We start from the raw sequence: 13,589 nt of genomic DNA, 5'->3' as shown, positions 1-13,589 counted from the left end.
ATACCGAGGATTCACAATGACAGTCATCGTGACCGGCGCGGCCGGATTTATTGGCAGCAACTTGGTAAAGGCCCTGAACGAGCGGGGTATTGCTGATGTGGTGGCCGTGGACAATCTCACCAAGGGCGACAAGTTTCTGAACCTGGTGGATTGCGAAATCTCAGATTACGTGGATAAAAACGAATTCCTGACTCGGATTGAACGGGGGGATTACGGGCGTTGTGATGCCATTTTTCATGAGGGCGCTTGTTCCGACACCATGGAGCACAACGGTCTGTACATGATGAACAACAATTTCCGCTACACCCAGATTCTGTTTGATTGGGCGCAACGGACTGGTACGCCCTTTCTGTATGCCTCCTCAGCGGCCGTTTATGGGGGTAGCAGTCAATTCATTGAGGACCGTGAGGTTGAAAAGCCGCTGAACGTATACGGCTATTCAAAGTTTTTGTTTGATCAGGTGTTGCGACGCCAAATCAAGGCAGGCCTGAAAGCACCTGTCTTTGGATTTCGCTATTTCAATGTGTACGGTGACCGGGAACAGCACAAAGGGCGGATGGCCTCGGTGGCTTTTCACAATTTCAATCAGTTTCGTGATGGTGGCAGTGTCAAGTTGTTTGGTCCATACGATGGCTACGCGGCAGGTTGTCAACAGCGAGATTTTGTATCCATTGAAGATGTGGTGAAGGTGAACATGCACTTTTTTGAGCATTCGTCATCCGCACCGAGTGGCGTGTACAACCTGGGTACTGGCCGAGCGCAAACCTTCAACGATGTAGCACTGACCACATTGAACACGTTGCGTGTGGCGCAAGGGCAAGCTGCACTCTGTCTGGCGGATGCGGTGTCTGGTGGTTTCATTCAGTACACGGAGTTTCCAGACGCGTTGAAGGGCAAATACCAGAGTTACACGCAGGCTGATCTGACCAATCTTCGCGGTGCCGGTTATCGCGGTACATTCTTCTCGGTGGAAGAGGGTGTGCAGCGCTACGTTAGCCGCTTGATCAAAAAATTTGGCTGAAGGTTGGAAAAAACAGAACTAATTGGAGTGGATGGGCACTTATGTATGTTGGTTGATTCGGCTCTTGAACCGAATCGCCTGGCAGCTCTCCGGGTTGCTGGGTCGCCAGCTGCTTGTCTGTACAGGCAGGGCTTTGGCCCTGTGTGCAACAGCAAGTGTCTCTGTCTCCTCAAGCCCTGTTTAAGCCCGCCTTACGGCGGGCTTTTTTTTAGGCCACGGTTCCGGAGAAAAACCATTGAAACAGCATGGCCAGCAGGGACATGAGTGCGGTCACCGACAAGCCCAGGGCCAAGGCGACAGACACCACCACCATCCCGTTGGTTTGTGGGCTATCTGCTGGGTATTCTGGGTTCAAGTCAGCGTTAAAACGTTCATCGGGCATCAACCCATACCGCAGTGTATCCAGCCAGCCAGCAAAGGCTGACAGCGGGAAAAACAGCATGTAGAGCCAGAATCGTTTGCGACCAGCGTAAATCCAGTGGGCGCCAATGGCCCCACCAATAAGGCTGAGCCAACAAAACAACAGCTTGGATTTGCGGAGTTCCTGAGGGTTTGTGGTCATTTTTGGTCAGACTGCTTGTGAGTTTGGACGACGCTGGATATAATAGCGGGTTATCGGATTTCGTATTGGTCCAAATGTGCACCGGCACTGCCGGGCCGGGCTTGAAATCAACATTCCATTTTGTGCTGGTGCCTGTGGTCAGAGCCGTTACAACGGCACCTCACACACCGTTTTTTGATAGAGGATATTATGGTCGTCATTCGACTCGCCCGTGGTGGTTCCAAGAAGCGCCCCTTTTTCAGCGTTGTGGCTGCTGATTCCCGCAACCGCCGTGATGGCCGTTTCATCGAGCGCATTGGCTTCTACAACCCCATGGCGCCCGCCGGCGCTGAGTCCCTGCGCATTGCCATGGACCGTCTGACTTACTGGACTGGGGTGGGTGCACAAATGTCTGAAACTGTGGACCGTTTGGTCAAGCAACAGTCCCAGAAAGCAGCCTAAGTTCTGCAGACGACGGCAGGCGCTTCTGGGGTTGTACTCGGTCACCCCCGGGTTGCTTGCCAACAATAACCCTGTCCGCAGCAGTTCAATCCTGCTGGTTGGTACGGTGGTTTAAAGTCGTGATCACTAAAGTCCGTGAGTGTTTGGCATTCGCGGACTTTTGTCATTGGTGCACAGTGACCGTGCATCGCACTCAGAAGGATGGCTGGTGAACAAACCCGATGATTTGATCGAGCTGGGAAGAATTGGCGAACCCTACGGGCTCAAAGGTTTGGTGAATGTGTTGCCATCGTCTGAACAGCCTGAGGTACTGCTCAAAGCCAGACAGTGGTGGGTCTCGCGACTGAAGCCCTCAGCAGATGGCGCGGTGCGTAAGGTGAGCAAACCCACTGAAGACGATCTGATGTACGAACCCTTCAAAATATTGAGTGCCAAGGTGCATGCAGACCGTTTGGTCGCGCACCTGGAGGGTGTTGAGGATCGGGATTTGGCCGCCCGGTTCAAGGGCTGCCGTGTGTATGTGTCTCGGTCCCGGTTTCCTACCTTGCCAGAGGGCGAGTTTTACTGGGTGGATTTGGTGGGTTGTGCGGTCACCAACCTTCAAGGGGTGGAACTGGGCGAGGTGACGCAGGTGGCTGACCACGGCGCACATGCCATTTTGCAAGTCAGCAAGGGTGACATTGAGCATCTCATTCCTTTTGTCGAGGCCTATGTGCCAACCGTGGATTTGGCTGCCCGCCGAATTCTGGCCGATTGGCAGGAAGATTACTGATGCCGGGCCCCCGCTTTGATGTGATCACCCTGTTTCCCGAGCAATTTCCCGCTTTGCTGGAATTCGGGGTTGTGGGCCGTGCGCTCAAAAAAGGGTTGTTCAGTTTGAAATGCTGGAATCCGCGGGATTTCACCACAGACCCGCACCGCACCGTGGATGACCGCCCCTACGGTGGCGGCCCGGGCATGGTGATGCTGGCTGAGCCCTTGGTGAAAACCGTTCAAGCCATTCGGGCCGAGCGCGCTGCCGCCGGAGAGGTGCAGGCAGGTGATGGAAAGTCACCGCTGATTTACCTGACCCCTCACGGCCCTTTATTGAAGCAGGCGGATGTTCGACACCTTGAACAAGACGGCTGCGGTGCAATTCTGTTGTGTGGCCGTTACGAAGGGGTAGATCAGCGATTCATCGACCACTACGTAGACCGCACCTTTTGCATCGGTGATTTTGTGCTCTCGGGCGGTGAATTGCCGGTGGCCTGTTTGCTGGACGCCTGGGTGCGTTTACTACCAGAGGCCCTGAACCATGCCGAGTCGGCTGTGCAGGACTCCTTTGAAACTGGCTTGTTGGATTGTCCACACTACACGCGACCGGAAGTTTTTGAAAATAAAGCAGTTCCGGAGGTGCTTTTATCTGGAAACCACGCTAAAATAGCGGGCTGGCGTTTTGAAGAATCGAAAGTTTTTACAAAACGCCATCGGCCAGACCTGCTGGCTGCTTTTGAACAGGCCCAACCGCCCAAGGCGGAAGGCGCTTCCAAAGGCAAGCACAGGCCCGGTTGAAACAGGTGGTTGTGGTCGGCAAACCCGGTTTGTTGATCGACAACCTTGATTGGTCATCCTCTGGCGGCCGTTCATTCAACATGAACACAACAAAGTGCCGTGTACGATGGTTCGGAGATACACATGAATCTGATTCAACAACTTGAGCAAGAAGAAATTGCTCGCCTGGGTAAAGAAATTCCCGCATTTGCGCCTGGTGACACCGTCATTGTGAGCGTGCGCGTGATTGAAGGTACCCGTTCCCGTTTGCAAGCTTACGAAGGTGTTGTGATTGCCAAGCGCAATCGCGGCCTGAACTCATCGTTCATCGTTCGCAAGATTTCCTCCGGTGAAGGTGTGGAGCGTACATTCCAGTTGTACTCCCCCCTGATCGAAAAAATTGAAGTGAAGCGTCGTGGTGATGTTCGCCGCGCCAAGCTCTACTACCTCCGCGAGCGTTCCGGCAAGTCCGCACGTATCAAGGAAAAATTGGCTTTCCGCAACAACGACCAAGCTGGCGAGTAATCACTCCCCACTGGCCGTTTACGGTGCAGCACACAAAACGCCTCGGTTCGCCGGGGCGTTTTTGTTTAAGAGTCGCGATACCTCAACTCAGCCACCAAGGCGTGTCCTCGGTCCAGCGTTGAATATGCCGCCGCGTATTCACGTCATCCAGCGGCATTTGCTGCGCAATCGCACGTGCCGTGTTCAGCAAGTCTTTGTCCACCAAGGGGTCAGCATAGCGCAGGGAGGGCAAACCGGATTGTCGTTTGCCGAGCAGCTCTCCGGGCCCACGAATTTCGAGGTCGCGTTCTGCCAGGTAAAAACCATCATCACTGTCATGCATGGCTTTTAACCGCTGTTTGGCAGTTTGCGACAGTTCGCTGCCGTACAACAACACACACACGCTTTGAAGGCTGCCCCGCCCAACCCGCCCGCGTAGTTGATGAAGCTGGGCCAAACCAAAACGCTCGGCCTGGTCAATCACCATCAGGCTGGCATTGCCCACATCCACACCCACCTCAATCACAGTGGTGGACACCAGCAGGTCGACCTGCCCAGCGCTGAACGCGGCCATGGTGGACTGCTTCAACTTGCTGTCCTGTTTGCCATGCAGCAAGGCGATACGCCGATTCGGCATCAGTTCGATCAAAGCCGTGTAGGTCGCTTCGGCGGCCTGAAGGTCCAGTGTTTCACTGTCCTCGATCAGCGGGCAGACCCAATAAACCTGCTGACCTTTTTCGATTTCATGTTCAATCGCAGCCACCAGTTGTTCCCGCTTTTTCTGGGACAACAGTTTGGTGATGATGGGTTGTCGGCCTGGTGGCTTTTCATCCAGATTGGAAACGGCGAGGTCGGACAAATAGGTTTGCGCCAATGTGCGGGGAATTGGGGTTGCGCTCATCATCAACTGATGTGCCAGCAGACCGTTGCCTGCTTTGGCGATCAGGCTTAAGCGTTGAGCCACACCGAATCGGTGCTGTTCGTCCACCACCACCAGCGCCAGTGACTTGAAGGTGACAGTGTCTTGCACCAGGGCGTGGGTGCCGATGACCACATCCACTTCACCTTGGGCCAGGGCTTGCAGCGTGGCTTTCTTCTCACTTTTTTTCATGGCGCCCTGCAGCTTCCCACATCGGATGCCCACGCGCTCCAGCAGCGGTTTGAGCTTGAATACGTGTTGTTCGGCCAACACCTCGGTCGGGGCCAGCAAGGCCGCTTGGTGACCGCATTCAACTGCCTTGATGCAGGCCAATGCTGCCACCAGGGTTTTTCCGCTGCCCACATCGCCCTGCAATAGACGCTGCATGGGGTAGGGGTTTTTCAAGTCTTCGAAGATGTCCCGAACTGCCCGTTGCTGGGCACCCGTGAGCGTGAATGGCAAACTCCGAAGAAATTGTTCCACCAGCCCTTTGCGAACCGCCTTTTTCAAAGACTGCGCTTTTTCCTGGGTTCGCTGGTTGCGGTATTCCTGAAGCAGCAGTTGCTGGGCCAGCAGTTCGTCAACTTTCACACGAACCCACGCTGCATGGGTTCGAAGGTTCAAATCAAACAGTTGGCTGGGGGCTGCCTGACCATGCAAGGTCTGCAGTGCAATATTCCAGGGCAACAGCTGGTGTTGTTGAATCAGTTTGTTTGGCAGAGTGTCTACAAAGCAGGCTTCTGGCAGTTTTTTCATCCAGCGATGCCAGTCAGACTGCTTGAGGGTGCCGGTGCTGGGATAGACAGGCTCCAATACACCACTCGGTTGATGGCCGGGCTCAATCGGTGAGCCTGATTCAGTGTTGTCATCCGGTCGTGCGATTCGGATCTGGGGGTGAACAATCTCCAGTGTTCCGTAACCCTGCCGTATTTGGCCGCTGATGTGAATCCGCGCACCGTCGGGCATTTTGTCCCGCAAACCCGGGTAAAAATGCAGCCACCGCAGAACCAGCGAGACTTCACCATCTTCCACCCAAACCCGCAATTGCTTGCGGGGTTTGTACTGAATGTCTGAGCCCACCACGCTGGCCACCAGATTGGCCTTCTGGCCCACCTGCAGTGCATCCATCGCCGTGACGGTAACCTTGTCTTCGAACCGAAGGGGCAAATGAAGAGCCAGGCCCATCCAGTGCGGGGCGTGAATCAGGCTGCCCACAGCCTCAGCGAGGTGCGTGGGCAGTGGGCTGAGTTCAGGAAAGGGGACGTTGCTGCTCAAAGGGCGAGGATGGCTTCCACTTCAAATCGGGCGCCTTTGGGCAGGCTGGCTACACCGACGGTGGAGCGAGCCGGGAAGGGTGCCGATACAAATTCCTGCATGATCGCGTTCACGTCAGCAAACTCACTGAGGTCGGTGAGAAAGAGTGTGAACTTGACCACATTGGCCAAGCTGCCGCCGGCTTGTTCTGCCACCGCTTTGAGATTGGCAAATGCCTGCCGGGCCTGCTCAACGGTGCCGGGGCCAACCAGGTCACCGGTGCTGGGGTTCAGGCCAATTTGGCCCGATGTAAACACCAGATTGCCGAATTGAATGGCTTGGCTGTATGGGCCGATGGCGGCAGGGGCTTTGGGTGTGGAAATAACCTGTGGGGTGCTCATGAACGCATTGTCGCAACAAAAGTGAATACGGCGTCATGATACCGCTGGATCGCCTCGGATGAAGCCGCTGTGTGCTTGTTGACCTGCGATGACGCAGTCTTGGGTTGCCAGTCACTCCACTGTTTGTAATAATCGAATCGCAGTTGGCGATAGAAAATGCCAATAACAACGTATTCACAAGGATTGGCCGATGACTCTCACTGAACTGAAATACATTGTTGCTTTGGCCCGGGAAAAGCATTTTGGTCGGGCTGCGGATGCATGTTTTGTGAGCCAGCCAACCCTGTCGGTGGCCATTAAAAAACTGGAAGATGAGCTGAATGTCTCGCTGTTTGAGCGGGGTTCCAATGAGGTGTCGCTAACGCCGGTGGGTGAGCGGATTGTGGTGCAGGCGCAGCGGGTTCTTGAGGAGGCTTCGGCCATCAAGGCGATTGCGCAACAGGGCATGGACCCGCTGGCTGGACCTTTGCGGGTGGGGGTGATTTACACGATCGGCCCCTACTTGTTGCCAGAGCTGGTCACCCGCATGATTCAAGACCACCCCGGCATGCCCCTGTTGCTGCAGGAAAACTTCACGGTGCGTTTGCTGGAGCTGCTCAAGCAAGGCGAGATTGATGTCGCTGTGCTGGCTTTGCCCATCAATGAGTCTGGTTTTGTTATTCAACCCTTGTACGACGAGCCCTTTGTGGTGGCGCTGCCAAAAAGCCATCGATGGGCGAGCCGCGAGGCCATCGATTCGGACGAGTTGCGCCTGGAAAACATGTTGCTGTTGGGCACTGGACATTGTTTTCGTGACCAGGTGTTGGGTGTTTGTCCGGAGCTGTCGAGGTTTTCTCAGTCGTCTGAGGGCATTCAGCGCACCTTTGAAGGCAGCTCGTTGGAAACCATTCGCCACATGGTGGCCTCGGGCATCGGCATCACTGTATTGCCCTCCAGTTCGGTACCCGATCCGGTTCCGGAGAGCTCTTTGTTGACCTATGTGCCTTTGGCGGATTCCGATACGCGCAGAACCGTGGCCCTGGTGTGGCGAAAAAGCTTTGGTCGCCGCGAGGCGGTGGAGGCCCTGCGCAACTGCATTCTGGAATGCAAACTCAATGGCGTACAATTTCTGGATTCTCCCCAGATGGTTCGTTGAGTTCACATGGTTGCCCTGACACAAACGCGCCTTCGCGAGTATTGGTTGTTGCTCCGCCTGGACAAGCCGATTGGCATCCTGTTGCTGATGTGGCCCACCTTGTGGGGTCTGTGGATGGCTGCCGAAGGGCCACCCACGGGCTATGTGCTGTTTGTATTTGTGGCGGGCGTGGTGTTGATGCGCTCGGCAGGCTGTGCCATCAACGACTATGCGGACCAGGACTTTGACCGGCATGTGGAGCGAACCCAGCACCGGCCATTGACTGCAGGAAGAATTACATCCCGCGAAGCGGTGGGTTTGGCGGTGGTGTTGTCGTTGGTGGCGCTGCTGATCACCCTGCCACTGGGCTGGGCCACCATCGCCATGAGTGTGCCTGCTGCCTTTCTGGCGGGCAGCTACCCATTTACCAAGCGGTTTTTCCCCATGCCGCAGGCCTACCTGGGGCTGGCGTTCGGCTTTGGTATACCCATGGCCTTTGTGGCCATTCAGGGCGAGGTGCCAGCGCAAGCCTGGTGGGTACTATTGGCCAATTTGTTTTGGACCATTGCATACGACACCGAATATGCCATGGTCGACAAACCGGACGATTTGAAAATCGGCATCAAGACCTCGGCCATCACGCTGGGCCGGTTTGATGTGTTGGGTGTGATGGCGTGCTATGGGCTTTTTTTGGCCTTGTGGGCCATGGTCGGGTTCAGCCTGGGGTTCAAGCCGGTGTTTTGGCTATTCTGGTGTGTGGCTTTGGCGCTGGTGGGCTACCACTACACCTTGATTCGAAACCGGGAGCGGGCGTTGTGCTTCAAGGCGTTCTTGCACAACAACTGGGTGGGGGCAGCCCTGTTCACAGGGCTGTTCCTGAATTATTGCTGAGGTTTACGGCTGGCAGCACCTAGGCCCCGTTCTGCAGTTCTTCAGCCCGTGCCATGGCTGCCTTAGCACCCTCCACGATACCCAGGCTCACGGCATGAGCCCGCATGGCTTCCAGACCGGCAAAAGTGGTGCCGCCTGTGGAGGTGACTTTTTCTCGCAGGGTGGAAAATGAGTCGCTGGATTGTGAGGCCAATGTGGCCGCACCCAAAAAAGTTTGTGACACCAGCAAATTGGCCTGTGATTCATCAAAGCCCAGCGCACGCGCACCTTCGGCCAATGCTTCCATGAGGTAAAACACATAGCCTGGACCACTGCCGGAGATGGCAGTGATGGCGTTGATGCTGGACTCGTCGTCCACCACCACCACCTTGCCGCAGCTTTCAAATATGGCGGTGGCTTCCTCCCGGTCTTCGCCGTCGCAGTTGGTGGTGAAATACAAACCCGACAGCCCTTCACCCACCAAGGCCGGTGTGTTGGGCATGCAGCGCACCACCTTGGCATCCACCTGGCCACTCCATTGCCGGATTTGAGCCACACTGACACCGGCAGCAATGCTGATGATCAGGCTGTCGCCCAGGTTTGCACCGTGGGCCTGGAGCACCTCTTTCATCATTTGCGGTTTCACCGCCAAAACGACCACCTCGGGTGCAAAGTTTTCCGGCCAGTCAGCGCTGCATTCAATGCCCAGTGCGTTGAGTTTTCGCGAGGCCTCCGGACTGGGGTCGATGACCCGACATTGGGCGGCGTCTTCGCCTTGGGCCAGCAGCCCGCCAATGATGGCAAACGCCATATTGCCGCCGCCAATAAACAGTGTGTGGTTCATGGTCTTCCTTGTGTGAGGGTTCAGTGGCGTGCGCCAAACAGGGCTGTGCCCACGCGCACGCAGGTGGAGCCACATTCAATGGCCAGTTCCAGGTCGGCTGACATGCCCATGGACAGTGTGTCCAGGCCAAGGCCAGCCGAATTGAGGGTGGTGAACACGGTTTTGCAAATGTTGAATTCACCACGCAGTTGTTCCATGTTCTCGGTGGGGCTAGGTATGGTCATCAAGCCCCGCAAACGCAGCTTGGGCAGGCTGGCCACAGCTTGACACAAGGCAACCGCATCGGCCGGGTTTACACCGGATTTGCTGTCCTCGCCCGAGGTGTTGATTTGAATCAGGACGTTCAGTGGGGACAGGTGTGCTGGTCGTTGTTCGGCCAGGCGTTGGGCAATTTTCAGGCGGTCTACGCTGTGCACCCAATCAAAATGTTCTGCAATGGGCCTGGTTTTGTTGCTTTGGATGGGGCCGATGAAATGCCACTGCAAAGGCGGGCAAGTTGGAAGCTCCGCCAGGTGGGTGATTTTGTCCAGCGCTTCTTGCAGGTAATTTTCACCAAAGGCGGTTTGTCCCAAGGTGGCCATGTCCAGAATGGCCTCTGCGGGAAAGGTTTTACTGACCGCCAACAATTGAACCGAGGCGAAGTCACGACCGCTGCGCTCACAGGCTATGCGAATACGCTGTTGGATGGACGTTAGCTGTTCTAGGGCGCTGCTCATGTGAACTCCGGAATGCAAGCGGCATTCCCTGTGTGTGTTGATGAAGGTTATTTTCTCATGACCCTGACTGAATTGCTGAACTGGACGGTCGAGCTGCGTGGCTCTGACCTGCACTTGTCATCCGACATGCCACCCATGGTGCGGGTGGATGGCGACATACGCCGATTGTCAGATGCAGTGCTGAATGCCCGTGAGGTGATGCAGCTCATTTGTAGTTCAATGACTGACGGGCAGCAAGCCGCTTGGCAACGGGACCATGAACATGACTACAGTTGGGAAGTACAGGGTTTATCCCGCTTCCGTGTGAATGCATTCATGCAGGCCCGTGGACCCTCGGCAGCGTTTCGGGTTATTCCGAGCCGAGTTCGAACGCTGGATGAATTGGAGGCTCCAGGGGTTTTCCGATCGGTGGCTCGGGAGCCCAATGGCTTGGTGCTGGTCACCGGGCCGACCGGCTCTGGCAAAAGCACCACGCTGGCAGCCATGGTGGACGAAGTCAATCGTCATCAGAAAGGGCACATTCTTACCATTGAAGACCCGATTGAGTTTGTGCACAACCCCATGAACTGCATTGTGAACCAACGCGAGCTGGGCGAGCACACCCATTCCTTTTCGGCTGCGCTGCGCGCTGCGCTGCGGGAAGATCCGGATGTGATTCTGGTGGGCGAAATGCGGGACCTGGAGACCATTCAACTGGCCTTGACCGCCGCTGAAACCGGGCACTTGGTGCTGGCCACGCTGCACACCTCATCTGCGCCCAAAACCATTGATCGGATTATTGATGCGTTTCCATCGACCGACAAGGCCATGGTGCGAACCATGTTGTCGGAATCCCTGCGGGCCGTGATTTGCCAGACTTTGCTGAAAAAGCAGGGTGGTGGCCGGGTGGCAGCCCATGAAATCATGCTGGCCACGCCACCCATTCGAAATCTGATCCGGGAAGGCAAAGTGGCCCAGATGGTATCGGCCATTCAAACCGGCGCACAACAAGGCATGCAGACCATGGAGCAGGCCATTCAACGCCTGTTGGTAACCGGCAAAATTACCCGAGACACTGCCTCATCGGTGCTCTCCAAGGTGAACGCATCATGATGTTTGGAAGTCTGGTACAACTCTCTGCTGATGAAGCCGATACACTCAGTGTTTCGACACAACAGGCTGATTTCGGGAGACACACATGGCCACGGGCGTTTATCAATTTTCTACGAAAACATTGGATGGCAAGCCGCTGGAGTTGAAGGACTTTGCGGGGAAGGTACTGCTGATTGTGAACACGGCCAGCAAATGCGGCTTTACCCCACAGTACGATGGCCTGCAAAAGTTGCACGAGGAGCTTGGTCAGGATGGCTTGGTGATCATTGGCTTTCCATGCAACCAGTTTGGTAAGCAGGAGCCCGGTGATGAAAGCGCCATTGGCGCGTTTTGCCAGAAAAACTATGGCGTGAGTTTCCTGATGTCGGAAAAGGTTGATGTGAATGGTTCAGAGGCACACCCGTTGTATCAATACCTGACCAAAGAGGCCAAAGGCATTTTGGGTACATCGGCCATCAAATGGAATTTCACCAAGTTCCTGATCCGCAAAAACGGTGAGGTGTATGACCGCTACGCCCCCACCACCAAGCCGGAAGACCTGAAAGCCGATATCCGGGCATTGATGGCGGAGTAAGCCGTTTATTCGACTGCGCTGCCTTCGGCCCGCGGTCGGTAGATGCCACGGGTCAGCGGGATTTCAAACAGCCGGCATTCGATGGCCCCGTTGTACAACGGGGCTTTTCGTTTGGGGCTGAGGTTCAGGGTTTTCTTGATCTCCAAGTCCCCTGAGAACAAGAAAGCTGTCCAACCCGAGAACTGGTGCTTGAGCACATCGCCATAGGCTTTGAACAGGCGCTGATAGGCCTCGTCCTCGGGCACGTCGGCCCCTTTGGCCCGAACCCGTTCGCCATACGGAGGATTGGACAAAATAATGCCCGTGGGGGCGGGGGGCGCAACGGTGAGCGCGTCGCGCTGCGAAAAAATCACCAGACCTTCATCCACCAATTCGCCAAAACCAGCGCGGTCGCAGTTGTCCACCGCCATTTGCACCAGTGCTTCGGTGATGTCGCTGGCATGCCAGCGGAAGTGTTTGTCGCTCAATGCACGGTCCAGCCCAGCATTGAAGCGTTTGTTGGCGTCTTGCTGCAATTCTTCGCCCCAGGCTGGGTCGTAGACTTTCAGGTTTTCAAAGGCAAAGCGCCGCTCAAGGCCCGGTGCTCGCTGGCACAAGGTCGACAGCGATTCAATCACCAAGGTCCCACTGCCACAGAACGGGTCTAGGTAATGGGCTGGACGTTCTTCGGCCAGGGCCTTGCCCGCCTGGCTGTTGGCCACAATGGTCCACAGGCCGGCCGCCAGGTTTTCTTTCAGTGGGGCCACGCCTTTGTCTTCCCGCCAACCCCGCTTGAACAGGTTTTCACCAGCCAGGTCCACGTACAGCACCGCTTCGTTGGGAGAAATGGCGCCGAACACCCGGACATCCGGGTTTTCTACGCTGACGTTGGGTCGTTCATCAAACTGTTCAATGAAGTGGTCGCAAATGGCGTCTTTGAGGCGCAACTGCGTAAAACGCAAACTGTTGACATCAGCCCCGAGGTTGTTGAGGTCTACCCGGAATGTGTGGCTGAGTTTGAACCAGTTGTGCCAGTCCACGGCCTTGGCCAGTTTGTAGAAGGTTTCATCGCTGTCGCAAGGGGCTTTCATGACCTGCAAACCGATGCGGCCAGCCAGGCGGCTCCAGTAGGTCATGCGGGTGGCTTGGCGCCAGCTCGCTTGAAAGTGCAGGCCGCCCGGCACCGGTTTGCAATTGGATGCACCCCACTGCTCCAGTTCGGTTTGTAGCAGGGCTTCCAGACCCCGCGGGCAACTGGCAAAACACTCGAAAGTGCTTTGCCGGGTGGAGTTGACAGGTTTGCCGGGCTTGATGGACAGGGTGCTCAAAACGGTTTGCCCACCACAAGAATGATGGCAACAGCCATCAGCACCACAGGTATTTCATTGAACCAGCGATAGAAGGTGTGTGTTTTGGTGTTCAAGCCCTTTTCGAACTTGCGCAACAGCCGGCCACAGCCATGGTGGTAACCCACAATCAGCAGTACCACCAGAATTTTGGCGTGAAACCAGCCGTTGGGCGGCGCAATGCCGATTTGGTAGACACCCACCAGTGCAAAGCCCAGCAGCAGGGCAGGAATGGCCAAGAGCGTCATGAACCGGTACAGCTTTTGCGCCATCAGCAACAGGCGGGCATTGGCCCTCTCGTCGGTTTCCATGGCCATGTTCACAAAAATGCGGGGCAGGTAAAACAACCCAGCGAACCAGGCGGCCACGAACAAGAGGTGAAACGATTTCACCCAAAGATATCCATTCATTGCAAATACTCC

The 13,589-nt window shown here is 55.8% G+C and carries 16 protein-coding genes; 9 read left to right on the top strand and 7 right to left on the bottom strand.

Features of this window, described 5'->3' with window-relative positions; genetic code table 11:
- Window positions 1-16: 16 nt before the first annotated feature.
- The gene (gene rfaD / locus NQT62_RS09050; protein ID WP_256764361.1) at window positions 17-1,021 is read left to right on the top strand and encodes an ADP-glyceromanno-heptose 6-epimerase; all 1,005 of its coding nucleotides are present in this window, start codon (window positions 17-19) and stop codon (window positions 1,019-1,021) included.
- A 208-nt stretch (window positions 1,022-1,229) separates the two neighbouring features.
- Here rfaD and NQT62_RS09045 read toward each other — a convergent pair whose 3' ends face one another.
- Window positions 1,230-1,583, bottom strand: coding sequence for a TM2 domain-containing protein (locus tag NQT62_RS09045; RefSeq protein WP_256764360.1), 354 nt, complete (start codon window positions 1,581-1,583; stop codon window positions 1,230-1,232).
- Between the two features lie 189 nt (window positions 1,584-1,772).
- Between NQT62_RS09045 and rpsP the strand changes: the two genes are divergently transcribed.
- From rpsP to rplS, 4 genes are all read left to right on the top strand, one after another.
- Entirely contained in the window at window positions 1,773-2,024 is a 252-nt protein-coding gene (rpsP, locus tag NQT62_RS09040; protein WP_256764359.1) for a 30S ribosomal protein S16, read from the top strand.
- Window positions 2,025-2,232: 208 nt separating this feature from the next.
- Window positions 2,233-2,796, top strand: coding sequence for a ribosome maturation factor RimM (rimM, locus tag NQT62_RS09035; RefSeq protein WP_256764358.1), 564 nt, complete (start codon window positions 2,233-2,235; stop codon window positions 2,794-2,796).
- Window positions 2,796-3,575, top strand: coding sequence for a tRNA (guanosine(37)-N1)-methyltransferase TrmD (gene trmD, locus NQT62_RS09030; RefSeq protein WP_256764357.1), 780 nt, complete (start codon window positions 2,796-2,798; stop codon window positions 3,573-3,575). The genes rimM and trmD overlap by 1 nt, the downstream gene beginning before the upstream one ends.
- A gap of 123 nt (window positions 3,576-3,698) precedes the next feature.
- The gene (gene rplS / locus NQT62_RS09025) at window positions 3,699-4,079 is read left to right on the top strand and encodes a 50S ribosomal protein L19 (RefSeq protein ID WP_256764356.1); all 381 of its coding nucleotides are present in this window, start codon (window positions 3,699-3,701) and stop codon (window positions 4,077-4,079) included.
- Between the two features lie 82 nt (window positions 4,080-4,161).
- Here rplS and recG read toward each other — a convergent pair whose 3' ends face one another.
- Complete coding sequence (recG, locus tag NQT62_RS09020) at window positions 4,162-6,252, bottom strand: ATP-dependent DNA helicase RecG (RefSeq protein WP_256764355.1); 2,091 nt, start codon at window positions 6,250-6,252, stop codon at window positions 4,162-4,164.
- Window positions 6,249-6,632 carry a RidA family protein gene (locus tag NQT62_RS09015; protein WP_256764354.1) on the bottom strand — a complete coding sequence of 128 codons (384 nt, stop codon included), beginning with the start codon at window positions 6,630-6,632 and terminating at the stop codon, window positions 6,249-6,251. Before NQT62_RS09015 ends, recG begins: the two co-directional genes overlap by 4 nt.
- 190 nt (window positions 6,633-6,822) lie before the next feature.
- Between NQT62_RS09015 and NQT62_RS09010 the strand changes: the two genes are divergently transcribed.
- Window positions 6,823-7,767: a LysR substrate-binding domain-containing protein gene (locus NQT62_RS09010; protein ID WP_256764353.1), complete on the top strand. Its 945-nt coding sequence runs from the start codon at window positions 6,823-6,825 to the stop codon at window positions 7,765-7,767.
- 6 nt (window positions 7,768-7,773) lie between these two features.
- Window positions 7,774-8,637 carry a 4-hydroxybenzoate octaprenyltransferase gene (gene ubiA / locus NQT62_RS09005; RefSeq protein WP_256764352.1) on the top strand — a complete coding sequence of 288 codons (864 nt, stop codon included), beginning with the start codon at window positions 7,774-7,776 and terminating at the stop codon, window positions 8,635-8,637.
- Between the two features lie 19 nt (window positions 8,638-8,656).
- Here the strand turns inward: ubiA and proC are convergent, their stop codons facing one another.
- On the bottom strand, window positions 8,657-9,460 hold the full coding sequence (gene proC, locus NQT62_RS09000) for a pyrroline-5-carboxylate reductase (RefSeq protein WP_256764351.1): 804 nt from the start codon (window positions 9,458-9,460) through the stop codon (window positions 8,657-8,659).
- Window positions 9,461-9,480: 20 nt separating this feature from the next.
- Window positions 9,481-10,176 (bottom strand): YggS family pyridoxal phosphate-dependent enzyme, encoded by a 696-nt coding sequence (locus tag NQT62_RS08995; RefSeq protein ID WP_256764350.1) that lies wholly within the window; start codon window positions 10,174-10,176, stop codon window positions 9,481-9,483.
- A gap of 57 nt (window positions 10,177-10,233) precedes the next feature.
- On the opposite strand from NQT62_RS08995, the gene NQT62_RS08990 reads away from it, so the two are divergent.
- Window positions 10,234-11,268: a type IV pilus twitching motility protein PilT gene (locus NQT62_RS08990; RefSeq protein ID WP_256764349.1), complete on the top strand. Its 1,035-nt coding sequence runs from the start codon at window positions 10,234-10,236 to the stop codon at window positions 11,266-11,268.
- 85 nt (window positions 11,269-11,353) lie between these two features.
- A complete protein-coding gene (locus tag NQT62_RS08985; RefSeq protein ID WP_256764348.1) occupies window positions 11,354-11,842 on the top strand; it encodes a glutathione peroxidase in 489 nt (162 codons plus the stop codon).
- A 5-nt stretch (window positions 11,843-11,847) separates the two neighbouring features.
- Here the strand turns inward: NQT62_RS08985 and NQT62_RS08980 are convergent, their stop codons facing one another.
- Window positions 11,848-13,149 carry a THUMP domain-containing class I SAM-dependent RNA methyltransferase gene (locus NQT62_RS08980; protein WP_256764347.1) on the bottom strand — a complete coding sequence of 434 codons (1,302 nt, stop codon included), beginning with the start codon at window positions 13,147-13,149 and terminating at the stop codon, window positions 11,848-11,850.
- A complete protein-coding gene (locus tag NQT62_RS08975) occupies window positions 13,146-13,577 on the bottom strand; it encodes a CopD family protein (RefSeq protein ID WP_256764346.1) in 432 nt (143 codons plus the stop codon). The genes NQT62_RS08980 and NQT62_RS08975 overlap by 4 nt, the downstream gene beginning before the upstream one ends.
- Between the last annotated feature and the right edge of the window lie 12 nt (window positions 13,578-13,589).

It is taken from the genome of Limnobacter humi (genome assembly GCF_024518835.1).
In the GTDB taxonomy this organism is placed as follows: domain Bacteria; phylum Pseudomonadota; class Gammaproteobacteria; order Burkholderiales; family Burkholderiaceae_B; genus Limnobacter; species Limnobacter humi.
This window is presented reverse-complemented; position numbering and strand designations above follow the sequence as displayed.